The organism is Bacillus sp. sid0103 (assembly GCF_019219025.1).
Genome location: NZ_JAHUWN010000042.1, coordinates 18,138 through 43,331 on the forward strand (window position 1 = coordinate 18,138; position 25,194 = coordinate 43,331).

Consider the following 25,194-nt stretch of genomic DNA (forward strand, 5'->3'; position numbering starts at 1 on the left):
GGACCCAAAATTGACAGGAGAGGATATTGTTCCTCTCCTAGTAAATCATATGAAAGGCTGTTAATCATGAATAAAGAGGAACTTTACAATCATGCATTTCAATTAATCCTTCATTCAGGAAATGCAAAAAGCTTAGCAATGGAAGCGATGTATGCAGCTAAAGAAGGCAATTTCGATGAAGCGGAAGCAAAACTAACCGAAGCAGATTCTGCATTCAATGAAGCACATCATGTTCAAACTGATTTAATCCAAAAGGAAGCAGGCGGAGATGAATTCAATCTTCCTCTTATTATGATTCATGCACAAGATCATTTGATGAACTCATTGACCCTAAAAGATTTAGCGAGAGAAATCATTGAATTGCATAAACTTATCAAAAAGGCTTAAACCAAGATCATCTTTCAGCAAGACATACAAAAGTTAAACAGTGTTGGCAACTTTGCAAAATGCATGGTTGAAAGAGTAAATTCAATCGGTTTGTCAGAAAGTCATTACAAACTGAAAAAATGTCTGTCATTTTTTAATTGCCCAATACTGGGCTTTTTTTATTCAAGATTATTTCGCATACTCATTCTTAGAAAGGAAATGAAATTAAATGAAAAAAACATTCCCAGAAAATTTTTTATGGGGTGGAGCTACGGCTGCAAACCAATATGAAGGTGGGTACAATGAAGGCGGAAGAGGGCTTGCAACAAGTGACTTCATAACAAATGGTTCTGCAGACCGTCCAAGAAAAATTACAATTAAGTTAAAAGATGGCACAAAAACAATGGTAAACCGACGACCAACTGGGGACCCAAAAATTGATACCATACCAGAAGGTGCATCAGGCTATATTGATGAAAATGTTTATTATCCCAGCCATAAAGCGGTTGATCTTTACCACCATTACAAAGAAGATATTGCCCTTTTTGGAGAGATGGGTTTTAAGTGTTTCAGGTTATCTCTTAGTTGGTCCCGTATTTTCCCAAATGGTGGAATTGAAGGGGAACAACCAAATGAGGAGGGATTAAAATTTTACGAAGATGTTTTTAAAGAGTGCAAAAAATATAATATCGAACCCTTAGTCACTCTTTATCATTTTGAAACTCCTGCTTATTTAGCTGATCATTTTAATGGTTGGGGCGGCCGAGAGACGATTGATTGTTTTTTAAGAATGTGCAAAGAGGTCTTTACAAGATATAAAGATTTAGTTAAGTATTGGATCACCATTAACGAAATTAATGTATTAAATGGTTACGCCTTTATGGGAACCAGGGAGGCTGCTGCACAGGTACGATATCAAGCAAAGCATCATATGTTTGTTGCGAGTGCCCTTGCCAATAAGCTTTGTCACGAGATTATTCCGGATGCAAAGATTGGCTGTATGGTTGCATTAAGCTGTATTTACCCGAAAGATTGTAAGCCGGAAAATGTCTTTGGGGCTTTGGATTATCGAAGAGGAGCTTTGATCTATTCTGATATCATGATGAGAGGGTATTATCCATCTTACGCCGACCGCTTTTTTGAAGAGATGGGGGTATCCATAAAAAAGGAACCAGGGGATGACGAAATAATCAAGGCGAACCCTTCGGATTTTTTATCATTTAGTTATTACCGCAGTAGTGTGTACCACACTGAAATCGTTCAGAATACCGATACCGGCGGACAAATGGGGGATGTAAATCCTTTCGTAGAAAAAACGGAGTGGGGTTGGGCTATTGACCCAATTGGGCTAAGATACACTTTATCTGAACTTTATGACCGATATCAAAAACCTCTCTTTATTGTTGAAAACGGAATGGGAACCATTGATAAAGCGGATGAGAATGGGTATGTGGAGGATGATTATCGTATCCAATACTTCCGGGATCATATTGCAGAAATGAAAAAGGCAGTTACTCTAGACGGTGTTGACTTAATGGGCTATACACCATGGGGCTGCATTGATTTAGTTTCAGCAGGAACTGGAGAGATGAAAAAACGATATGGTTTTATTTATGTAGATATGGATGACGAAGGAAAAGGAACATTAAAAAGAACAAAGAAAAAATCATTTGATTGGTACCAGAAAGTGATTGCAACTAACGGAGAAGACCTTAGCTTTTAGATTAAATAAATATTAAGATTAACAAAACATGAAACAGGTGCTTAGCACCTGTTTCATGTTTTGTTTGCGAGATAAAATTAAATCTGGTTATTTCAACGATCATCAATAAAATATACTACTGTCCTCTTTATCCAAAACGATGACAAAAGAAAAATAACAATTGGAGAAGGTCTTCCAACAGTTTGTATAACTGTTGGGAGGCCTTTTTTTTTGCACATTTTTATTTTTGAATGTTTAAGAGGTTTCCGCCTTCACAATATTGAAACACTTTTACTCCTTTAACAACATTACAATAAAGGAAAGTCATTCAAGTTAAAGGGAGCCATTTCTAATGAAGTTAAAATTAAATCTCCCCCTGCGTTATAAAATCACCTTCCTAGTATGTGGGGTAAGTATTCTATGTTTATTAGTAACTAATTATTTTATACAGAGAAATTTTGAGCAAACCATCATCGCGAATATAGAAGGGAAAGCAAAGGAAGTATCTAAAACAGCCGCAATTTCTCCGGTTTTTGTCGATGGACTAAGCGGGAAAGTAAGTGACCCAACCATCCAGCAATATGCGGAGAAAATGCGGAAGACAGCAAATGTTCCCTTCCTTGTTGTCCTAGATATGAATGGAATCAGAAAGTCCCATCCCCTGCCAAGTAAAATCGGCAAGAAATATGCAGGCGGTGATGCAGGGGAAGTCTTTAAAGGTCATGAACATATGTCAATTGCCAAGGGGACATTAGGAAAATCGTTACGATATTTTACTCCAGTCTACAACCAAGATGGCAAACAAATAGGAGCCATTTTGGTAGGTATTTTAGTAGACGATGTGGAGCGGCAAGTCTCGAAAAGTACAAGAGTGATCCTTTTCAGTATGCTATTAGGAATTATCGTTGGTTTAATTAGTGCGATCGTTTTAGCAAATAAAGTGAAGAAAATATTATTTGGAATGGAGCCAGTAGAAATAGCCCATCAACTAGAGCAAAGGAGTGCAATCTTGGAGTATGCCCGTGAAGGGATTATCGCAGTTGATCAATCCTTAAGAATCACGATCCTCAACAAGGAGGCTTCCAGATTAATAAAGTTAATGGGAATTTATAACGATCCAATTGGAATGGAAATAGGACAAGTGATGCCTCAGTTCCAGTTGTCCTCATTGATAAGCGGCGGAGAAAAATTACTTGATAAAGAATACTCGTTTCGGGGTCTTGTCATTGTTGCCAACATTGTGCCCATATACGTAAATCAGCAAATCACTGGAGCTGTAGCCACTTTTCGTGACAAAACAGAAATTAAACAATTGGCTGAACAGCTTACAGGAGCAAGAGAATATGCGGAGGCACTAAGGGCACAAACGCATGAATTCATGAATAAGCTCCATGTCATCCAAGGATTGGTCACAATGAAAATTTATGATAAGTTGACTGATTACGTAAAACAAATCTCGCACTCTTTTCAAACCGAGGTTGGCTATTTATCGAAACGGATCAAAGACCCTGTTATTGCAGGATTTATCATTGGTAAAGCCAGTTATGCCAGGGAAAACGGAGCACAGCTTAAGGTCACAGAAAATAGCTATATTCCAAAACCAAATAATAATGATGTTATACAAGATTTAGTCACCATCCTAGGAAACCTAATTGATAATGCAATCGATTCCTTACAGGGCTGCAAAGAGAAAAAGGTGGAGGTAGAGGTGTGTCCGGTTGAAAACAATCAACTATCCATCATAGTTTCTGACACAGGAATGGGAATGAATAGGAAAATTCAAGAGCATGTACTTGAAAAAGGTTTTTCCACAAAGGGAGATAACCGAGGAATAGGACTTTATTTGGTCTTTGAAACAATTAAGAAGTTAAATGGAAAAATGACGATTTCATCCGAACACCAACTGGGAACGACAATTCATATAACGATTTCATTGGAGGGGAAGGAGCAGGAGTTATGATTAAAACGGTTATAGTGGAAGATGATCCGATGGTAGCCGAAATCAATCGCCGTTATTTAGAACAAATCGAGGGATTTGAGCTTGTTGGAATGGCTGGAACTATAGAAGCTGCCCTATTTATCCTGGAAAAGAAAGAAGTTGACCTGCTTCTGCTGGATATTCATATGCCTGGAGAAAATGGCTGGGATTTACTGTCGAAAATCCGCGGTTTAGGAAGCGAAATGGATGTTATCGTTATTACTGCATCTTGCGACAAGGAAAGCATCAAGAAAGGGCTTCGATATGGCGCAGTAGACTATTTAATTAAACCGTTTGAGTTTGAGAGATTCCACTCTGCGCTAATGACCTATCAAAAGGAACAAAGGGTGATGGATGACCAGGATCAGCTTAATCAAACGGATTTAGACCAATTATTACTTCATAAAGAACAATTGGTTTCGGAGGCATATGAGCTACCGAAAGGGCTGACAAAAGATACACTTTGCAAGGTGTGGAAACAGGTCATCAAAATGGGCAGGGACGCTTGCTCAACAGAGGAACTTGCCAGTAAAACTGGCATATCCAGAGTTTCAATGAGAAAATATGTCCATTTTCTAGCGGACATTCAGGTTCTTGAAACGGAAATTGAATATGGCGCGGTTGGTCGTCCAGTGTATATGCACAGGATGACAAATGATGCCGGAAAAATGATGGCAGCCCGGCCGCTTAGTGAAAAATGTTTAAAGTGCAATGAAAAGTGTGCATCATATGAATAAAAATTTCAAAGCAGTGTCTCCTTTTCGAATGGAGGTACTGCTTTTTTACTTTTATGAGATGACGGTAATAACTTTAGTTACAAAAGTTTTTAATAACTTCCATAAACTATAAACGGTCAGCCGAATCTTTTATTCTTGAATTACAGATTTAAGAAATAGATTGGCGACGGGGGGATCAATGGTTAAAAAAATTATATCCGTACAGTTCAGCCGCTTCATTAGGAAACTTCTAATCTTGGATTAGCAGTTATTTTATTAAAGAAGTTAGTGAAACACTTCACAAAATTGGACATTTTGTGAACAAAGCAATTCAAACCAAAAAGGAGTTGAAATGATGGCTATTCCTATTTCGAAATTTCAGCAGCAACAAAAAAAAATTCAAGTAAAAGAAAAGCATCCTGCAGAGGTAAAACTAGTTCCATTATTAATAACCGTCGCAATTGGGGCGATTATTTGGTTCATTCATCCGCCGCATGGCTTGTCAGCCCAAGCATGGCACTTGCTGGCGATATTCGTGGCTACGATTGTCGGCTTAATCATCAAGCCGCTTCCAATGGGAAGTGTTTCGATTTTAGCCTTAATGGCGACCGTCCTAACACAGACACTTACGATTGAGCAGTCACTTAGCGGATTTCAAAATACAACGATTTGGTTAATTGTTATTGCGTTTTTCATTTCACGAGGATTTATTAAAACAGGTTTAGGCACAAGGGTTGCCTATATGTTTGTGAAAAAGTTTGGGAAAAGAACACTTGGATTATCATATTCGCTGATTGCCAGCGACTTGATTTTATCACCGGCGATGCCATCGAACACCGCTCGCGCGGGCGGCATCCTTCTTCCAATCATCCGCTCTCTATCCGAGGCCTACGGTTCAAAGGTAGGAGACGGAACGGAAAGAAAGGTGGGAGCATTTTTAACGAAGGTTGCTTTCCAAGGTGACATGATCACTTCAGCTATGTTCCTAACCGCGATGGCGGCTAACCCTTTGGCAGCCCAAATTGCCGGAGATATTACAGGAAAGCACATCAGCTGGATGGGCTGGGCAACAGCAGCCATCGTCCCTGGTCTACTTAGCTTAATCGTAATCCCTTATGTGATTTATAAGTTATATCCGCCAGAAATTAAAGAAACACCACAAGCAACGCAAATGGCAGAAAAGAAATTAAAAGATATGGGTCCATTGAAAAAAGAAGAGTATTACATGATCGGGGTATTCCTCTTGATCTTAGCGCTTTGGATTTTTGGAACCAACTTAAACATCAGCGCAACTACAACAGCCTTTATTGGTTTAGGAGCACTGCTCGTTACACAAGTCCTTTCTTGGTCGGATATTAAAAAGGAAGAAGGAGCTTGGGATACGTTAATTTGGTTCTCTGTCCTTGTGATGATGGCAAGTTTCCTAAACGAATTAGGATTAATTCCATGGTTTAGTAAAACCATGCAAGGTGCCGTACACGGTTTGCCGTGGATGTGGACATTAATTATTCTGTCTGTTGTCTATTTTTACTCTCATTATTTCTTTGCCAGCAACACCGCCCATGTTAGTGCGATGTACTCTGCTTTCCTTGCAGTATTGGTTGCAGCTGGAGCACCGCCAGTTGTGTCGGCTTTAGTGTTAGGTGTATTTAGTAACTTATTTGGCTGTATCACTCATTATAGCTGTGGGCCGGCACCGGTATTTTTCGGAAGCGGATATGTGTCCCAGAATAAATGGTGGTCGCTTGGTTTCATCATTTCCATCATTCACATTGTCGTCTGGTTAGGCGTCGGCGGCATGTGGTGGAAAGTATTAGGTCTTTGGTAAACCAGTGTTGGAGGGTGAGAAGAACATGAAATCAACTTGCTGCTTTGAAAGCTTAGAGTCACGGCATTTGCCCGAGCTTTATCATGGGGCTGATGATGATTATGAATTACGGATTCCATACTTGGTCTGTACAAAATGCGGATCGATTAACCTTCAATATATTGATGAAAGCGAAGAAACAAAGGTTGCTATGAAAACAGGAGGAGAACGCAATGCGAGAAATTTCAGCGAAATCTATCACCAAAACAGTAAAAGAACTTTGTATGCAAGCGGCTTGTGACCTTCCAGAGGATGTAGAAGCTCTGATTGCGGCGGGTCTAGAAAAAGAAGAATCACAGTTTGGTAAATATAGCCTAGAAAAGATTTTAAAAAATGTGAAACTAGCTCGTGCCGAGCATGCCCCTATGTGCCAGGATACCGGCATGACCGTCGTATTCGTTGAGGTTGGCCAAGATGCCCGAATCGTAGAAGGTGATCTAAAGGCTGCCATCAATGAAGGAGTACGTCAGGGATATGAGGAAGGCTACCTACGTAAGTCGGTAGTAAAAGATCCAGTGTTTGACCGCAAAAACACAGGTGATAATACGCCGGCAGTTATCCATATGGAAATTGTCCCAGGGGACAAAGTAAAGCTTGAGGTGCTTCCCAAAGGTGCAGGGAGCGAGAATATGGGAGCCGTTAAAATGTGTAAGCCAGCTGAGGGAGTAGAGGGAGTGAAAGACTTTATCGTCAACTCAATCACTCAGGCTGGAGGAAACCCTTGTCCACCGGTCATTGTCGGAGTCGGCATCGGCGGTACTATGGACAAATGTACGTTACTCGCGAAAAAAGCATTGGCAAGAAAAGCAGGTGAACCGAATCCTAATCCTGCCTACGCTGAGATGGAAGCGGAACTGTTAGAGCGGATTAACAAGCTGGGTATCGGACCTCAAGGCTTTGGCGGGAAGGTAACAGCTCTTGCTGTTCATATTGAAACGTATCCAACTCATATTGCCATGATGCCTGTCTGTGTAACATTAAACTGCCATGCAGCACGTCATAAAGAAGCCATTTTATAAGGGGTACAGAACATGACTACGATAAAAAAATTGACCACACCATTAACATATGAACAAATCAATGATTTACGGGCAGGCGACCAAGTATCGATCACCGGTGTCATCTACTCAGCAAGAGATGCTGCTCATAAAAATATGGTTGATGCCTTGAAAGAAAATCAACCTCTTCCGATCGATGTCGAAGGACAAGTCATTTATTACGCAGGACCGACTCCTGCTAAACCGGGGAAGGTCATTGGCTCCTGCGGCCCGACGACAAGCGTGCGGATGGATGCTTTCTCGCCGCAAATGCTTGACTAGGGCTTAAAGGGCATGATTGGTAAAGGCCCTAGAAGCCAAGAAGTGATTGAATCGATGAAAAAAAACGGAGCCGTTTACTTTGCGGCCATCGGCGGTGCGGCAGCCCTGATTGCCGATACGATAAAAAAAGTAGATATTGTCGCCTATGAAGAACTAGGTCCTGAGGCAATCCGCCGGATGGAAGTGACCGACTATCCTTGCATTGTCGCAGTGGACAGTGAAGGAAACGATTTATACAAATTTGGAGTAGAAAAATATAGAGTAGTAGATTAAATCATGAATCGAGGAGAAACAACCATGCTAAGCTATGATGTCGTAATTGTAGGAGCGGGTGGGGCTGGTATGATGGCAGCCCTCTCTGCAAGTGAGGACAAAAGCCTCCGCGTCGCTTGCCTTTCAAAAATTTTCCCGACACGTTCCCATACTGGAGCGGCACAGGGAGGAATTAACGCGGCAATGGGCTATCGGGATGCCAATGATTCTCCTGAAAGCCATTTTCGCGATACGGTCAAAGGCAGTGACTTTTTAGCCGACCAGGATGCGGTTGAATTTTTTACCACAAATATGCCAAAGGTCATTTCTGAACTCGATTATTTCGGGGTTCCTTTTTCAAGAGATGAGAATGGACGGATTGCCCAGAGGCCATTTGGCGGTGCCTCCAGCCCAAGAACTTGCTATTCAGCTGATAAAACTGGACACGTTATCCTGCATGCCCTTTATGAACAATGTTTGAAAAATGGCGTCCAGTTCCACAACGATTGGTACCTGTTGTCCCTTTCTGTGAACAACGGCAATTTTGAAGGAATTGTCGCAATGGATATCCGCAGCGGTGAAATTCATTCGATTCAAGCAAAATCTGTGGTGATTGCCACTGGAGGTTTTGGCCGTGTGTATTGGAGTCGAACCACAAATGCTATTAATATGACAGGTGACGGAACCGCCGCCTGCTTTAATGCAGGGATTCCATTAAAGGACCCGGAATTTGTGCAATTCCACCCAACTGGTCTAGCTTCCACCGGTGTTCTTTTATCAGAGGCTTGCCGAGGTGAAGGAGGCTATTTACTCAATAAAGACGGAGAGCGGTTTATGGCCCGCTATGCTCCAGAAAAAATGGAACTTGGTCCGCGTGACTTAGTGTCAAGATCGATTGAGACCGAAATTAAAGAAGGCCGCGGTTTTGGCGAAGGAATGGGTTCCTATGTCTTAATGGATCTTCGCCATTTAGGAGAAAAGAAAATTATGGAGCGCCTTCCGCAAGTAAGGGAACTGGCGTTGGATTTTGAAGGTGTCGATCTGGTTAAAGAACCGGTGCCGATTCGTCCGAGTTGCCATTATACGATGGGCGGTATTCACATCAGTGACTTTAAGACTTGCGGTACACCAATCGATGGCATTCATGCCGCAGGCGAATGCTGCAGCGTCTCGATTCATGGGGCCAACCGGCTTGGCGGCAATTCCGTGGCCGACGTTGTGCTTTTTGGAAAGTACGCTGGATTGGGTGCAAAGGAAAGTGCGAAGCGTCGTTCGTTTACTTCTACTGAAAAGTTGTTGCGTGATACAGACGAATGGGTGGAGAAGTTCAACAACATCCGCAAGAAAAAAACGGGTATTAATATGTTCAAGATTCGCGATGATCTTGCCGAAACAATGTGGAATAATGTAGGTATTTTTAGAACGGAAAGTGATATGGAAAAGGCCAATCGAAAGGTGTCTGAGCTTCTGGAAGAGTATAAAGATGCTATGATTGGAGATTCCTCTGAAAAGTATAATATGGCCTTTATTAATTACGTAGAAATCGGAAATATCTTGAAGCTGGCTAAAGCCATTTCCATGGGAGCGCTGAACCGTAAAGAAAGCAGGGGTTCTCATTCTCGTGCCGATTACCCGACCCGTGATGATGCTAACTTCCTTAAACATACGTTGATTTATCAGGATGGGGATCAATACCGTTTGGAATATAGCCCGGTGAAAATTACGAAATATCAGCCGGAGGAGCGAAAATACTAATGTATACAAACCTATATTTTAAAATTAAGAGATTTGATGGCGAAAGAGAATGGTATCAGGATTATAAACTGCCATATGAAAAAGGAAAAACCATTTTATGGGCTTTAACCACCATTCGGGAACAGCTTGATCCAACTCTCGTGTTTACATCCGCTTGCCGCCATGCCATTTGTGGAAGCTGCGCCATCAGAATCAATGATAATGCATTTTTAGTTTGTAAAACTTCACTGGATGAGGTGCTCGAGACGTTTCAGACGAATCGGCTAGTATTTGATCCATTAAATAACTTTGAAGTTATCAAGGACTTAGCTGTCGCTTGGGAGCCTAAAATGGAGAAAATGGAGAAAGTCAAGCCGTGGCTTATTCCTTCTGAGGAAGGCAGCAAAGAAGATGGATTTATTCAGAGTGAAGAAGACTTCCATCAGATTGCAGCCCCAACGGATTGTATCCTGTGCGGAATTTGTGCTTCTGAATGTAATCAGCTGGCAGTCAATGATGGTACGTATTTAGAGCCATTTATCCTAAACCGGGCCTTCCGCTTTGCCGTCGATTCAAGGGACGCTGCCCCTGAAGAGCATATTATGCCGGCTTTTGAAAATGAATTATGGAAATGCCTGCACTGCATGCAATGTGTGACGAAATGTCCAAAGGGAATTCCGTTAACCGAGCAGATTTCATACCTTCGCCAAGAAACGATTAAGATGGGGGAGGTACGAAACCAAGGTGCAAAGCATGCCTTTGCATTTCATGATGACGTTAAGAAGAAGGGCCGTTTAAATGAAGTCATGCTCCCAGTCAAAACAGATGGCTTAATCACAACTGCGATGACAAAGGTACCGTTTGCCCTAAGGATGATTCGGAAAGGAAAAATCAATCCATTCCATATACCAAAAGAAGTAGAAGGGATTAAGGGTGTCAGAGAACTTTATAAGTTTGCACAGGAGGTAAGTGAATCATGAGATACGCATTTTTCCCAGGATGTACGCTTGAGTCTGCAGCAGAAGAGTTGATGATTTCTACTAAAAAAGTGGCCGCGGCTCTAGGAATCGAATTAATTGAACTGAACGGCTGGACCTGTTGCGGCGCTAGCCATATTCAAGATGTCGATGACCTCTTGGCCACATCAATCAATGCCCGGAATATTGCTTTGGCAGAAGAACTAAAGGTAGATAAGCTTATCACCGTTTGTAATACGTGTACCTTAATGCTTCGTACGGCCAAGCTGAAAATGGATAAGAATGAAAAGATGCGTTCTAAGGTGAATGAAGGTCTTAACCGGGCGGGAATGGAGTATAAAGGAACCGTTGAAGTCACTCACTTACTTTGGGCATTAATCCAAGACTATGGTTTAGAAAATCTAAGGGCGAAGGTGAAACGGCCGTTGACCGGCTTAAAGGTTGCTAATTTTTATGGCTGTCATATCCTGATGCCGCCAAATATTATGGGGTTTGAGAACCATATGAACCCGCAATCAATGGAAATGGTTGCAAGTGTATTAGGTGCGGAGAGTGTTGATTTTGATCAGCGTCTTGCCTGCTGCGGCTTCCATGCTGTCTTTCCAGCAGAGCGAGAAGTAATGGATCTTACAGGGAAAAATTGCTTTTCACCGAAGGCGCAAGGTGCCGACTGTATTGTCACCCCTTGTCCTTTATGCCAAATGCAGCTCGATGCTTATCAGCCGGATGCACAGAAAGGCTTTGGTGAAGATATTACCATGCCAATCCTTCATTTACCGCAGTTAATCGGGCTGGCTCTAGGATTCTCTCCTGAAGAGCTTGCCATTCAAAGGCATGTTGTTAACGCAATTCCAATTCTACAAGAGGTATTGGTTTAGTCAAGGTTCTAGTCCGCTAGAAGGGGGGAGTTATATGCAATATGTTTTGGAAAAAAGAGCGAAATTGGTGGGGAGATTGGATAAAGGAAATCTCTGGCTTCTAAATGTCCATGATGATTGGATTCATGACCAGTACGGTGAAAGCTATATTTTTCATGGGATGATTTATTCTTCTCGCGAGCCATTTCATCCATTGTCGACATCGATTAGCGGCTATTTCCAAGATGAAGATACGAAGAAATGGATTAAGGTTCGGAATGGTGTAGCAGCCTTTAATCCAGAGAACATGGCTGACTCTTGGGCGGCTAGACTTGAGGATCTCATTAAAATTAAGTTTAAAACCGGTGTTTATAAATACTTAAAGAAATAGGTTCACACATTAGACCGCATTGATGCTTCATGCGGTTTTCTTTATTTAATTTAATGAAATGCCGGCCTTCCGTTTGTGAAAAAACCTATGGTTTTTTTAATTACAAAAAAGCTTTAATTAATTAATAATTCTATTAAAGCAGTCTGTAAATATATAAGATTGGGTTATATTAATTTGTTTTCAAGGTAAAGCGTTTTCAAAATAGTTAAGTTGTTTTCTTCTAAGGATGATTGTGAAATTGAGCACAGAAGCATGGAAGGCTTAAATAAGCTTTGGAACAATTTTTGGGTCGAAGTAATATTTCTTGAAAAGGGAGAGGTAATCATGGAAACATTGCGTGACAGTGCGTTGCAAATGCACCGAGATAAACAAGGGAAATTAGAAGTGAAAGCAAAGGTAGAGATTAATAATGCAAATGATTTGAGCCTAGCGTACTCACCTGGTGTCGCAGAGCCTTGTATGGAAATCTATGAAGATCCAAATAGAGTATATGAATACACGATGAAAGGCAACACCATTGCCGTCGTTTCAGATGGCTCAGCGGTATTAGGGCTTGGGAATATTGGGCCGGAAGCAGCGATGCCAGTCATGGAAGGCAAAGCAGCTTTATTTAAGAGTTTTGCTAACGTAGATGCATTCCCTATCTGTTTAAATACACAGGATGTTGAAGAAATAATTGAAACAGTAAAGCGTCTTGAACCAACGTTTGGTGGGGTGAATTTAGAGGATATTTCAGCACCGAGATGCTTTGAAATTGAAGAACGCCTGAAAAAGGAGACAAATATCCCTATTTTTCATGATGACCAACATGGTACAGCCATTGTAACGGTTGCCGGATTAGTAAATGCTCTTAAACTAGTCGATAAGAAAATGGACGAAATTAAAGTCGTAATAAATGGTTCAGGTGCTGCGGGTGTAGCCATTGCACAATTGCTAAATCGTTTTGGTGTGTATGATGTCATTCTATGTGATACAAAAGGTGCCATTTATGAAAATCGTGAATATGGGATGAATCCAATTAAAGAAAAGATCGCTAAACAAACGAACCGTAACAATGCAGAGGGAAGCTTAGAGGAAGTCATTGTTGGTGCAGATGTTTTTGTTGGTGTATCTGTTGCAGGTGCAGTAACAAAGGAAATGATTTTAACGATGAGAAGGGATGCAATTATTTTTGCAATGGCAAACCCTGTTCCAGAAATTATGCCAGAAGAGGCAAAAGCTGCAGGAGCAAAAGTAATAGGAACAGGACGTTCAGATTTTCCAAATCAGGTCAATAACGTGCTCGCTTTTCCAGGGATTTTTCGGGGGGCTCTAGATGTTCAAGCAACGGACATAAATGAAGAAATGAAAAAGGCTGCAGTATACGCCATTTCTTCGCTCATCACAGAAGAACAACTATCAGAAGACTATGTGATACCTAACCCTTTTGATGACCGAGTAGCATCTGCGGTAGCAAAAGCTGTTGCAACTGCGGCTGTAGAAACAGGTGTAGCGAGGAAATCCTTTGTAACCGTGTAACAAAAGTTAATGGGTGCTATTTTGCTAATTCGATGATTTATGTTAAAGGCTGCTTAAGCTCTTTTATGAGCTTTGCGGTCTTTTGTCATTTAATGAATAAGTCTTATACATACTATTAGTATGATATTACTTGGAGGAGATTATGAAGAAAGACAAACTTAGTTTACAAGTCATTATTATTATATTTGTATGCATTGTCGTCGCTTTATCACTTGGAATAACTGATTTTATCATAAGTAAAAGAATTACCTCCAGTGTGGAAGAGACACAGAAAGAAAAGGCCTTAAATGTGGCAAAAATGATTGCCATTAGCCCACAAGTGATTGGAGCTTTTGAAGGGGAAGCTAGCAAGAAAGAAGTACAAATTTTAACTAATCAAATAAGAGAAAAAACCCATGTTAACTTCGTTGTCGTGATGGACATGAAAGGAATTCGGCTTTCCCACCCAAATCCCAGTAAAGTGGGGAAGCACTTCAGGGGAGGAGATGAAGGGCCTGCTCTTAAAGGTAAGGAGTATGTTTCCATTTCAAAGGGAACTCTCGGTCGATCCATGCGGGCATTTACTCCCATAAAGAATTCACATGGAAAACAAGTCGGTGCGGTTGCTGTAGGAATTTCTTTAGAAAACGTTACAAAGGCGGTACATAAAGGACGGATGGGGATCGTTATTGGAACGTTAATCGGAATCCTAATAGGTGTAATCGGTGCAGTGGTCCTGGCAAGATACATCAAAAAAATCCTTTTAGGACTCGAGCCCTTCGCTATTGCTAAGCTGCTTGAAGAACGTAGTTCTATGCTCCAGTCTGTGCGTGAGGGAATAATAGCCATCGACCAAGAAGGAAAAATCACACTTGTAAACAGGGCAGCCAGTAAGCTTTTTAAGAGAGCTGGGCTTGAAGAGAACCCTATGGGAAAGAACATTGAAGATTATTTGCCAGAGACTCGCTTAAATCACATTATTAAATTGGGTGAAAACGAATTGGATCAAGAACAAAACCTGAATGGGGTGACCATTTTAGTAAACAGGGTTCCGGTGATTGTGGAAAATGAGCCGGTGGGAGCAATTGCTACATTCCGTGATAAAACCGAGGTCCAATTGTTGGCCGAACAGCTCACAGGTGTGCGTAATTATGCGGATGCTCTCCGTGCCCAGGCACATGAATTCATGAACAAACTTCATGTCATCCTTGGCCTGGTCCGAACTGAACAATATGATACACTTGCTACCTATGTGAGTGAAACGGTTAACCACCGGAAAACAGAAATGGGCTTTGTAACGAAGAAAATTCAAGACCCTGTTCTTGCTGGATTTTTAATTGGCAAACTAAGCTTTGCCAGAGAATCAGGTGCTTCTCTATCATTTGATTGTATAAGTAAACTTCCCAAGCCTGTAAACTCGGAAATCACACATGAGCTGATCACAATCATTGGAAATCTCTTCGATAACGCAATGGAGGCCATTGCGGACAGTCCAAACAAAAAAGTGGACCTTAAACTTGATTATGCAGAAGATATTTTAACAATCGAGGTTAAAGACACAGGGATGGGAATGACGAATTCACTCCAAAACAAAATATTGGATAAAGGTTTCTCTACGAAAGGAGAAAACCGCGGGTTCGGGTTATATCTTTTGTCACAGGCAATTGAAAGACTGGAAGGGGACCTGATTATTTCTTCCAAACCTGGAAAGGGAACAAATTTTGCCGTGTATATACCTTATAAAGCAGAGGATGAATCGAATGATTAGTGTAATGATCGTCGAAGATGACCCGATGGTAGCAGAAATCAATAAACAATATCTTGCTAAAATTGATGGGTTCCGGTTGGCCGCAACAGTCAATTCAGTATCTGAAGCCATCCGATTTTTAGGAAAGAATGATATTCAGCTCATTCTTCTGGATATTTTTATGCCGGGAAAGCAGGGACTAGAGCTATTGGCATACCTTCGGAAGAATGACCTTGAAATTGATGTCATCATCATTTCAGCGGCCTCAGATCTTGAACGAATTAAGAAGGCATTAAGGTATGGTGTTGTCGACTATTTAATTAAGCCTTTCGAGTTTGAACGCTTTAACGCTGCACTTGCTACCTACCTTGAGCAAACTCGGTTCATTGATAAACAGGATTCCGTTAGTCAGCAGGAGCTTGATCACTTACTTTTGCACAGAGAAGAAGCTGTAGTAGCAGAAGAACTGCCAAAGGGGTTAACGAAGGATACTTTAAAGCAGGTATGGGATGCGATTCATGGATTGAAGGACGGTCCTTTTTCTACTGATGAAGTAGCAAATGTTGTAGGAATATCAAGGGTTTCGGCAAGAAAATATCTTAATTTCCTAAAGGATTTAGGAATCCTTGAAGTTAAGGTGATCTACGGAACGGTCGGAAGGCCAGTATACCAGCATGAATATAACAAATTTAAAGAGCACTTAATAAAAAACTTTTTGTAAGCAGTTTTTGAAACTGCTTACTTTTTTTATTTACAAAAAGAATAATTAAACTTTCATAATCTATGAAAGCGGTTTATACGGGATTATGATAGACATGTAGTAAGACAAAGGAGGATTTAAAATGCAAATTCCAATTAAGAAAACGCTTGATAAAATTCCAGGTGGTCTGATGGTTGTTCCACTTTTTTTAGGGGTATTAACGAATACATTTTTTCCGCAGGTATTACAAATTGGTAGTTTTACAACAGCATTATTCAGTAAAGAAGCATCATCAACCATTTTGGCATGTTTTATGTTTTTAATTGGTTCCCAAATTAATTTCAAATTAGCACCAAAGGCATTAAAAAAAGGTGCAATTTTATTAACAGGAAAATTTATCGTAGGTGCTGGTATTGGTTTAGCTGTAGCAGCGATTTTTGGGCCTGCCGGAATACTAGGATTAACACCATTAGCCATCCTTGCAGCGTTGTTAAATGCTAATGGCGGATTATATGCATCTCTTGCTTCATCGTATGGTGACGAAACAGATGTAGGTGCATATGCGTTATTTTCTTTAAAAGATGGTCCATTTTTCACATTAGTGGCATTAGGTGCATCCGGCCTGGCCACCATTCCTTTTCAAACACTTTTAGGAGTATTAATTCCAATCGTAATTGGAATGATTTTAGGGAATATTGATCCTGATATGAGAAAGTTCCTTGGAAGCAGTAAATTATTATTAATCCCATTCTTCTCATTCCCATTAGGTGCCGGAATGAATCTTTCAACTATTGTAAAAGCTGGGGGGCCTGGGATATTACTAGGATTAATTGCTGCCTTCACTGGAATCGGAGCTTACTTCCTATTGAAGTTATTTAAAGAAAACCCTATCGTTGGTTTAGCAACAGGGTCAACTGCAGGTAATGCGGTAGCTACACCAGCTGTTGTGGCCGCAGCAGATCCAACCTTAGCTGCAGTAGCATCTTCAGCTACTGCACAAGTTGCAGCTGCATGTGTCATTTCTGCCATCGTCTGTCCGATTATTGTGAGCTATGTATTTAAACGGTCTCAAAAGAAAAAATCGAAACCATCGATTGCAAGGGCAGCTTGATAAAAAGTAACGTAAAATTTTATAAACATGAATAAAAGTGGAAGAGAGAACAAAGCAGTCATTCGGTTTTTACTGTCTGCTTTGTTTAATTACAAAAAAGGATCATTAAATTAAAAAACCTAGTGTGATAGGGAAAATGTTATTAACATAGATGGGTAAGAAATCTATGTTCCGGTATTGTCCGAATAGCTATTTTAAGATAGAAAGAAGGAAACACCACACCATGAATGTACCTGAGAATGTTATTATTACAACTTTAAAAGGAAAAGAAGTTCTCACTAATCCTTTTTTGAATAAAGGAACGGCTTTTACGAAAGAGGAAAGGGAAGACCTGGGACTTGACGGTCTGTTACCTTCCCAAGTGCTCACCCTTGATGAACAAGTAAATAGGGTTTATGAACAATATTCGATGCGAACTACGAATCTATTTAAACACGGTCTGCTTTATGATTTATATAACCGCAATGTTGTTCTGTTTTACCGATTATTGAAAGAACACCTAGCAGAAATGCTTCCAATTATCTACACTCCTACTGTTGGTGAAGCGATCCAGTCATACTCTCACAGCTACCGCCGCCCGGGTGGCTTATACCTTTCAATTGATGATCCTGAGGGCATTGAAAAGGCATTTTATAATCTTGGACAGCCCAAAAATGGCATTGATTTAATCGTCGTTACCGACTCTGAAAGCATTTTGGGTATTGGGGACCAAGGGGTAGGCGGTATTAATATTGCGATTGGTAAACTTGCCGTATACACAGCGGCAGCTGGTATTGATCCAAGCCGAGTTCTACCAGTCGTGCTAGATGTTGGTACGAACAATCAGGCTTTGGTTGCCGATCCTATCTATATTGGCAACAAATTCGCCCGTGTCCGCGGTGAGCGTTATGATCAATTCATTGATTTATTCGTTCAGACTGCAAGAAAGTTCTTACCAGAGGTTCTTATTCACTGGGAGGACCTTGGCAACGTGAATGCGCGTAAAATCTTGGACAAATATGGTGACAAAATCCTTACCTTCAACGATGACATCCAGGGAACAGGGGCAGTTACCCTTGCTGCTGTTATGTCTGGATTGAAAGTAACAGGAGATACTCTGAAGGACCAGCGTATTGTTGTCTTCGGACCAGGGGCTGCCGGCATCGGAATAGCTGACCAAATCTCAGATGCTATGGTTCTTGAAGGGCTGACCAGAGAAGAAGCCTATGACCGTTTCTGGTCTATTGACTATCGGGGGTTATTAACGGATGAAACACCTGACGTCCTGAACTTCCAGAAGCCTTACGCAAGGAAAACGGATGAAGTCAGAGACTGGGATAAGAATGAGGACGGGATCATTTCATTATTGGAAGTAGTTCAGAGGGTGAAGCCAACCATCCTGATTGGTACTTCCGGACAAGCCGGCGCCTTCACTGAGGAAATTGTGAAAGAAATGGCCAAGCACGTTGAGCGTCCCATTATCTTGCCTATGTCCAACCCGACTGCATTGACTGAAGCAGTGCCGGAAAACCTGATTAAATGGACAGATGGCAAGGCTCTAATTGCAACCGGCAGCCCGTTTACCAATGTAGAATACAACGGCGTTTCCTATGAAGTTGGCCAGTCCAATAACGCATTTGTCTTCCCAGGCCTAGGTCTAGGAGCAATTGTGGCAAAAGCTGAAGTGATCTCAAAAGGAATGTTCGCAGCTGCTGCTTATGCGGTTGCAAGAATGTCTGACATCAGCACACCTGGAGCATCCCTGCTGCCATCCATTGAAAAACTTCATGAGGTCTCAAAATACGTAGCCATTGAAGTAGTCAATGCGGCGATATACGAAGGAATTGCAAGAGCTGATATCCAAGATGTTGAGACTGCTATTGAAGATGCTATGTGGAAGCCTGAGTATAAAGAAATAAAGAGTGTAGGTATTTGGACAAACATTCATTCCTATGCATGATTAAATAGTTAAATAAAATGCCTGTCCTCCTGGTAATTGATCGGAATTTCCGATATTCCAGGCAGTGACAGGCATTTTGTATTTAGCTAAATTAGAGGTTTTCCATGGGATCTTTGAACTTTTGGGAAGCCTCTTTTTCATCTTTTTGTTACGGAAAATTAAATTATGTAAGGAACGAAAGAAGGCAATACTAAGTGGATGACTTTTCATGATACTATAATGGTATATGAATTTGAAATGTAATGAGGTTGAGGATAATGAGTACAATTTTAGATATTGCCAAGCTTGCGGGTGTGGCGAAGAGTACGGTTTCTCGGTTTTTAAATGGCGGCTCTGTTGGGGAAGCGACAAAGAAGAAAATCGAACAAGCCATCAAGGAAACCGGGTATACTCCGAATCCATTTGCGCAGAGCTTGAAAGCGAAGAAAACGAATATTATTGGCACGATTGTCCCGCGGCTTGATTCCTACGCTTCTTCGCAAACGTTAATTGGTATTGATGAACAATTAAAGCAGATGAATTATCAGATGCTGATTTCCAATACAAGTCAAAATCTGGAGCGAGAGATTGAAAGTATTTATAGCTTTGCTAATCAAAAGATGGCGGGGATTATTTTGCTTGCTACCGAAATCACGGATCAGCATATCGAGGCATTTGAAGCCGTTAAAGTTCCTGTTCTGCTAATAGGACAAGAGCATGAGGATTTTTATAGTCTGATTCATGATGATTTTTGCGCTGGTTATGAAATGGGTCGGTATGTCCTTGAAAAAGGATATCGGAAAATAGCTTATCTAGGCGTAACGGAACGCGATATTTCAGTTGGGGTGAAGCGAAAGCAGGGCTTTAAAAAGGCGATTCAAGAAGTAGAGGATTGTGAGGTTCGCTTCTATGAGACATTGTTCAAGATTCCAGCTGCGCAAGCTAGTGCCATGGAAATCATCCATGAATTTCAGCCTTCTATCATTGTTTGTGCGACCGATAATATTGCCCTTGGGGTGATGAAGGCAGCGTATTCAGAGGGGCTAACGATTCCAAAAGATATAGCGTTAACGGGTTTTGGTGGATATGATGTGACAGAAATCATGCATCCGGGCTTGACGACGGCGAAGTTTTTTTACAAAGAAGCGGGGAAAACAGCTGCAAAACATATGGTAGAGTTAGTTAATGAACGCCCTGTCGAAAAAGTAACCATTTCTAAATTTGAAATTATTGAGCGAGAAAGCGTTGACAATTTCTTTAATCGTCCACTATAATGAAAACAACGAAACCGGTTCCAATCAAGAGAACCTTTTCACTTGGTAACAATCGAATTCGGTTTCTCTTTTAATCATTTATTTTTTTAGTATATTTTGGAACCGGTTCCGCGGCAAGGGATTTTATTTTTTTGTTGAAATATGGAACCGGTTCCTAAAACAAATCAAAGGAAAAGAGAGGGAGTAAGATGGATCATAAAAAAATTGCACGGGAAGTTCTTAATGCCATTGGTGGTCAGGAAAACGTATCAGCTGCAGCGCATTGTGCCACACGCTTACGTCTAGTTTTACATGATGAATCAATCGTTAATCAAGCAGCGTTGGATAACATGGATGTCGTGAAAGGGACCTTTTCAACAGGAGGCCAGTTTCAAATTATCTTAGGATCTGGAACGGTTAACGAGGTCTATAAGCACTTGGCGGAGATGTCTGGTCAAACGGAAATGTCAACGAGTGATGTGAAAGATGTGGCAACGAAGAAACTAAATCCGATTCAGCGATTCGTCAAAATGCTGTCAGACATTTTCGTTCCGATTATCCCGGCGATTGTAGCTGGTGGTTTACTAATGGGGATCAACAATATCCTAACGGCCCCAGACTTGTTTATTGAAGGGAAATCCTTAGTGGATGCCAATCCAGAAATGGCAGATTTAGCGGCACTCATTAATACATTTGCAAATGCAGCCTTTGTCTTTTTACCGATTTTAATTGGTTTTTCAGCAACGAAACGGTTTGGAGGGAATCCTTTCCTTGGAGCCACAATTGGAATGCTAATGGTTCATCCGGACTTATTAAATGGGTACGGTTACGGTGCCGCGTTATTGAAAAACGAAGTCCCGGTTTGGAATCTTTTTGGCTTAGAAATTGAAAAGGTAGGCTATCAGGGAACGGTACTTCCTGTTCTTGCCGCGTCTTTTATTCTAGCAAAAATCGAAACATCTTTACGGAAGGTTGTTCCCTCTGCTTTAGACAATCTATTAACACCGTTATTCTCTATCTTTATTACCGGAGTTTTAACATTCACCTTGGTAGGACCGCTGACACGCTCAGCTGGTAATCTATTAACAGATGGAATTGTCTGGTTATATGACACAACAGGTGTCATTGGTGGAATTATCTTCGGTTTACTTTATGCACCAATTGTTATTACAGGTATGCACCATAGCTTTATTGCGGTAGAAACGCAATTGCTAGCCGATGTTGTGAAAACGGGTGGATCGTTTATCTTCGTCATTGCGGCGATGTCAAACATTGCGCAAGGAGCAGCGACACTTGCTGTGCTAAAGACAACGAAAAATGCCAAGATTAAAGGAACCGCTTCAGCAGCTGGGATCTCTGCCTTATTAGGGATTACGGAACCAGCGATGTTTGGGGTTAACTTGAAATTACGCTATCCATTTATCGGTGCCATTATTGGTTCTGCTGTCGGATCTGGCTTTGTTACGATGTTCAAGGTTAAAGCGACCGCGTTAGGGGCAGCTGGTATACCAGGAATCATCTCGATTCGCCCTGATACAATTATTTCTTATGTTATCGGTATGGTCATCGCGTTTGCCGTCGCATTTATCGTCACAATTGTTTTAGCGAAAAGAGACGAAAAAAAAGCAGTTAAACAATCATCTAATCAAGCAGCATAATAAAAGAATGAAAAGGAGAATCCAGTGATTCTCCTTTCTGCATTAGGAGTGAATCAGCATGGAATGGACAAAAGAGCAACGATACAGAAGCATGGACGACGTGACCGAAGAGGAAATTCAGCGGTTAGCCAAACTAGTGAATCAATGCCCATGGCGGCAGTCTTTTCATATTCAGCCGCTGACAGGATTGTTAAATGACCCGAATGGCTTTAGTTATTTTAATAGGGAATATCATTTATTCTATCAATGGTTTCCGCTTGGACCTGTTCATGGGTTGAAGCATTGGTATCATACGAAGTCTAAAGACCTTGTTCATTGGGAAAATGTTGGAATTGGCATTGAGCCGTCGAATGAATTTGATAGTCATGGGGCGTATTCCGGAAGTGGAATTGAGCATGATGGGAAATTATTTTTAATGTACACTGGCAACACGCGCGATGAATATTGGAATCGACACCCGTATCAATGTTTGGCTGTAATGAGTCCGGATGGAAGCATTGTGAAAATGGATGCACCGGTGATTGAAGATATTCCAAGTGGCTATACCGATCATTTTCGCGATCCTAAGGTTTGGCAAAAAGGGGATCACTTCTACGCGGTGATTGGCGCTCAAAGGAAAAATGAGACAGGAAGTGTCGTTTTATATCGCTCTAGCGATCTAAAAGATTGGCAGTTTGTGGGTGAAGTGAAGACCGGATTAGGTGAAGATTTCGGTTATATGTGGGAATGTCCGGATTATTTTGAGCTGGACCAGAAGGGTGTGTTCCTTTTCTCCCCACAAGGGTTAAAAGCGGAAGGTGACCACTATCAAAATATTTATCAATCAGGGTATGTAGTTGGAAGTCCAATGGATTTAGAGAATATCGAATTAAAGCATGGTGCATTTCATGAGTTAGATCGCGGGTTTGATTTTTACGCACCGCAATCGATGGTGAATCATCAGGGGAGCCGGATTTTAGTCGGCTGGATGGGATTACCGGAAATTGACTATCCTACAGATAAACAAGGGTGGGCACACTGTTTAACACTCCCTCGGGAGCTATCGGTTAAAGACGGAAAGCTGGTTCAGCAGCCAGTTCATGAGCTAATATTGCTTCGCGGGGAAAAGGTGGAAACCAGTCAAACGGTTGAGAATGAAAGTGTTAGTTTGGATAACTTCGAGGGTGACGTGTATGAGCTTCTTGCGGAATTCTCTGATAGTACGGCTGAGGAGTTTGGTTTGGAACTTCGGGTCGGAGAAATTGAGAAAACCGTGATTAAATATGATGCGGTTGCGAAAAAGGTTGTATTTGATCGGACGCAATCAGGCGAATCCTTTGCTGAGGAGTTTGGTACCGTTCGGAAATGTATGTTGGACGCTGAAAAGATTTCGTTCCGAATCTTTGTTGATGTCTCCTCTGTTGAAGTGTTTGTAAATAATGGGGAAGAAGTATTTACCGCAAGGATTTTTCCTGGTGAAAATAGTAATGGAATCCGTGTGTTTGCTCGTGGCGGCAAAACGAAGGTAAAGGCTGTTAAATGGGATATCATATAAACTTTTTAGACTTACTTGAGGTGACAGAATGGGAAAGCTTTTTTCGATTGGTGAAGTGTTAATTGATTTTATTCCACTTCAAAAAGGGGTGGCCTTAAAGGATGTTTTATCTTTTGAGAGAACACCTGGTGGGGCACCGGCAAATGTGGCTGCGGCCGTTACCAAATTTGGGCAGAAAGCAGCAATGATTTCTAAATTAGGGAACGATGCGTTTGGCGACTTTTTAGTCGAGCAGCTTGTCGAGGCTGGTGTTGAGATGGACAAAGTATACCGGACTGGGGAGGCGAATACGGCCTTGGCTTTTGTCTCGTTAAAAGAAAACGGGGAACGTGATTTTTCATTTTACCGTAATCCTTCCGCTGATTTGCTGTTAAGTGAGAAGGAAATCGAGCCAGCATGGTTTCGAGCGGGGGATATTCTCCACTTTTGCTCGGTTGATCTTGTGGAAAGCCCGATGAAACAGGCGCATAAAAAAGCGATCGCAGCTGTTTCAGATGCGGATGGCTTGGTTAGCTTTGACCCAAATGTGCGGCTGCCGCTTTGGGAAGATCCAGAGGATTGTCGTAAGGCGATTCTAGAATTTTTACCAACTGCGGATATCGTAAAGGTTTCCGATGAAGAGCTTACTTTTATTACGGGAATAAAAGATGAGTCGGTTGCGATACAATCGTTGTTCGTTGGAAACGTGAAGGCAGTTGTCTACACAAAGGGAGCTGCTGGTGCCGAATTGTTTTTAAAGGATGAAAAGATTGAATCGAGAGGATACTCTGTTAAACCTGTGGATACAACCGGAGCGGGTGACGCGTTCATGGGCGGATTTTTATATCAATTGCTAGAATTGAAGGCAAACCCGGCCAACCTCGAGGAAGTGCTACGGGGCAATCATACAGAAATATTGCGATTTGCCAATGCAAGTGGTGCTCTCACCACAACAGGAAAAGGAGCAATCTCTGCTCTTCCGACTAAGAGGGAAGTTGAGGAGCTTATAGGAAAGTGATACTTATGTAGTCTGCAAGGGACCCCTTCGAAATCAGTTTCTTACTTTAATCTAAGTTTCTTTTTCGATTGTATTCTTGTTTTTTCGGCATTCTGGTTAATATATAATATTTATAGATTATAAAACATTTGTTATGGATAAGGATGGAGTACATGGAACTGAAACAAATTCAGTATTTTACTGAGGTCGTGAAACATGGAAGCTTTTCTAAAGCGGCAGAACATCTCCATTTATCTCAACCTAATATCAGTAAAATGGTTAAAAGCTTAGAAGAAGAGTTAAATACAAAATTACTAATCCGAACCACCAGAAAGTTCGAGCTGACCGATACAGGGAAATTACTCTATCAATGCGGGCAGCAAATTGCCCAATCTGTACAGCATTTTTATCAAGGATTTGATGATATAGCAAAAACCACTTCCTATAATAATTGAACTGTGCCCAGTTCTACGGACAGTCTTAAAAAAGTGGCTATGCGGCTAGTAAGTGGCCCCGGTATTGTACGAGGGCACTGAAAAACATTCCTTTTTTTATGATTTATGTGTTATCTAAAAAAAATAGGCAACTTCTTGTATGATTTTTGCAAGAAGTTGCCTATTTCTATTTTCCCTAACTATTTT

21 protein-coding genes and 1 pseudogene are annotated in these 25,194 nt (G+C 41.2%); all 22 read left to right on the forward strand.

Annotated features, from left to right (window positions below):
- The first annotated feature begins 66 nt into the window (after positions 1-66).
- The 22 genes and pseudogenes from KW850_RS29580 (at position 67) to KW850_RS29685 (ending at position 25,008) form a co-directional block, all read left to right on the forward strand.
- A complete protein-coding gene (locus KW850_RS29580) occupies positions 67-387 on the forward strand; it encodes a PTS sugar transporter subunit IIA (RefSeq protein WP_026565243.1) in 321 nt (106 codons plus the stop codon).
- 208 nt (positions 388-595) lie between these two features.
- A complete protein-coding gene (locus KW850_RS29585) occupies positions 596-2,089 on the forward strand; it encodes a family 1 glycosylhydrolase (protein ID WP_218351266.1) in 1,494 nt (497 codons plus the stop codon).
- A 331-nt stretch (positions 2,090-2,420) separates the two neighbouring features.
- On the forward strand, positions 2,421-4,028 hold the full coding sequence (gene dcuS, locus KW850_RS29590; protein WP_218351267.1) for a DcuS/MalK family sensor histidine kinase: 1,608 nt from the start codon (positions 2,421-2,423) through the stop codon (positions 4,026-4,028).
- Positions 4,025-4,783 carry a response regulator gene (locus KW850_RS29595; RefSeq protein WP_218351268.1) on the forward strand — a complete coding sequence of 253 codons (759 nt, stop codon included), beginning with the start codon at positions 4,025-4,027 and terminating at the stop codon, positions 4,781-4,783. The genes dcuS (KW850_RS29590) and KW850_RS29595 overlap by 4 nt, the downstream gene beginning before the upstream one ends.
- Before the next feature lie 334 nt (positions 4,784-5,117).
- Positions 5,118-6,590, forward strand: coding sequence for an anion permease (locus tag KW850_RS29600; protein WP_218351269.1), 1,473 nt, complete (start codon positions 5,118-5,120; stop codon positions 6,588-6,590).
- Positions 6,591-6,615: 25 nt separating this feature from the next.
- Positions 6,616-6,870: a hypothetical protein gene (locus tag KW850_RS29605; RefSeq protein WP_218351270.1), complete on the forward strand. Its 255-nt coding sequence runs from the start codon at positions 6,616-6,618 to the stop codon at positions 6,868-6,870.
- Positions 6,803-7,648: a fumarate hydratase gene (locus KW850_RS29610; protein WP_218351271.1), complete on the forward strand. Its 846-nt coding sequence runs from the start codon at positions 6,803-6,805 to the stop codon at positions 7,646-7,648. The genes KW850_RS29605 and KW850_RS29610 overlap by 68 nt, the downstream gene beginning before the upstream one ends.
- Before the next feature lie 12 nt (positions 7,649-7,660).
- Positions 7,661-8,221, forward strand: a pseudogene (locus KW850_RS29615) (Fe-S-containing hydro-lyase).
- A 24-nt stretch (positions 8,222-8,245) separates the two neighbouring features.
- Positions 8,246-9,955 carry an FAD-binding protein gene (locus KW850_RS29620; protein ID WP_218351272.1) on the forward strand — a complete coding sequence of 570 codons (1,710 nt, stop codon included), beginning with the start codon at positions 8,246-8,248 and terminating at the stop codon, positions 9,953-9,955.
- Positions 9,955-10,914, forward strand: a complete 960-nt coding sequence (locus tag KW850_RS29625) for a succinate dehydrogenase/fumarate reductase iron-sulfur subunit (RefSeq protein WP_218351273.1) — start codon at positions 9,955-9,957, stop codon at positions 10,912-10,914. Before KW850_RS29620 ends, KW850_RS29625 begins: the two co-directional genes overlap by 1 nt.
- Positions 10,911-11,789, forward strand: coding sequence for a CoB--CoM heterodisulfide reductase iron-sulfur subunit B family protein (locus KW850_RS29630; protein ID WP_218351274.1), 879 nt, complete (start codon positions 10,911-10,913; stop codon positions 11,787-11,789). Before KW850_RS29625 ends, KW850_RS29630 begins: the two co-directional genes overlap by 4 nt.
- A gap of 34 nt (positions 11,790-11,823) precedes the next feature.
- A complete protein-coding gene (locus tag KW850_RS29635; RefSeq protein WP_218351275.1) occupies positions 11,824-12,159 on the forward strand; it encodes a molecular chaperone GrpE in 336 nt (111 codons plus the stop codon).
- A 324-nt stretch (positions 12,160-12,483) separates the two neighbouring features.
- A complete protein-coding gene (ystJ, locus tag KW850_RS29640) occupies positions 12,484-13,677 on the forward strand; it encodes an NADP-dependent malic enzyme (RefSeq protein WP_218351276.1) in 1,194 nt (397 codons plus the stop codon).
- Positions 13,678-13,819: 142 nt separating this feature from the next.
- A complete protein-coding gene (gene dcuS / locus KW850_RS29645; protein ID WP_218351277.1) occupies positions 13,820-15,424 on the forward strand; it encodes a DcuS/MalK family sensor histidine kinase in 1,605 nt (534 codons plus the stop codon).
- Positions 15,417-16,124, forward strand: a complete 708-nt coding sequence (locus KW850_RS29650) for a response regulator (RefSeq protein ID WP_218351278.1) — start codon at positions 15,417-15,419, stop codon at positions 16,122-16,124. Before dcuS (KW850_RS29645) ends, KW850_RS29650 begins: the two co-directional genes overlap by 8 nt.
- Before the next feature lie 121 nt (positions 16,125-16,245).
- Positions 16,246-17,214 (forward strand): 2-keto-3-deoxygluconate permease, encoded by a 969-nt coding sequence (locus KW850_RS29655; protein ID WP_256358533.1) that lies wholly within the window; start codon positions 16,246-16,248, stop codon positions 17,212-17,214.
- A 223-nt stretch (positions 17,215-17,437) separates the two neighbouring features.
- A complete protein-coding gene (locus KW850_RS29660; protein WP_218351279.1) occupies positions 17,438-19,153 on the forward strand; it encodes an NAD-dependent malic enzyme in 1,716 nt (571 codons plus the stop codon).
- Between the two features lie 257 nt (positions 19,154-19,410).
- Entirely contained in the window at positions 19,411-20,406 is a 996-nt protein-coding gene (locus KW850_RS29665) for a LacI family DNA-binding transcriptional regulator (RefSeq protein WP_218351280.1), read from the forward strand.
- Between the two features lie 188 nt (positions 20,407-20,594).
- A complete protein-coding gene (locus tag KW850_RS29670; protein ID WP_218351281.1) occupies positions 20,595-22,043 on the forward strand; it encodes a sucrose-specific PTS transporter subunit IIBC in 1,449 nt (482 codons plus the stop codon).
- 58 nt (positions 22,044-22,101) lie between these two features.
- The gene (locus KW850_RS29675; protein ID WP_218351282.1) at positions 22,102-23,577 is read left to right on the forward strand and encodes a sucrose-6-phosphate hydrolase; all 1,476 of its coding nucleotides are present in this window, start codon (positions 22,102-22,104) and stop codon (positions 23,575-23,577) included.
- Positions 23,578-23,605: 28 nt separating this feature from the next.
- Positions 23,606-24,574: a carbohydrate kinase family protein gene (locus KW850_RS29680; protein ID WP_218351283.1), complete on the forward strand. Its 969-nt coding sequence runs from the start codon at positions 23,606-23,608 to the stop codon at positions 24,572-24,574.
- Between the two features lie 152 nt (positions 24,575-24,726).
- The gene (locus tag KW850_RS29685) at positions 24,727-25,008 is read left to right on the forward strand and encodes a LysR family transcriptional regulator (RefSeq protein WP_218351284.1); all 282 of its coding nucleotides are present in this window, start codon (positions 24,727-24,729) and stop codon (positions 25,006-25,008) included.
- Positions 25,009-25,194 lie beyond the last annotated feature (186 nt).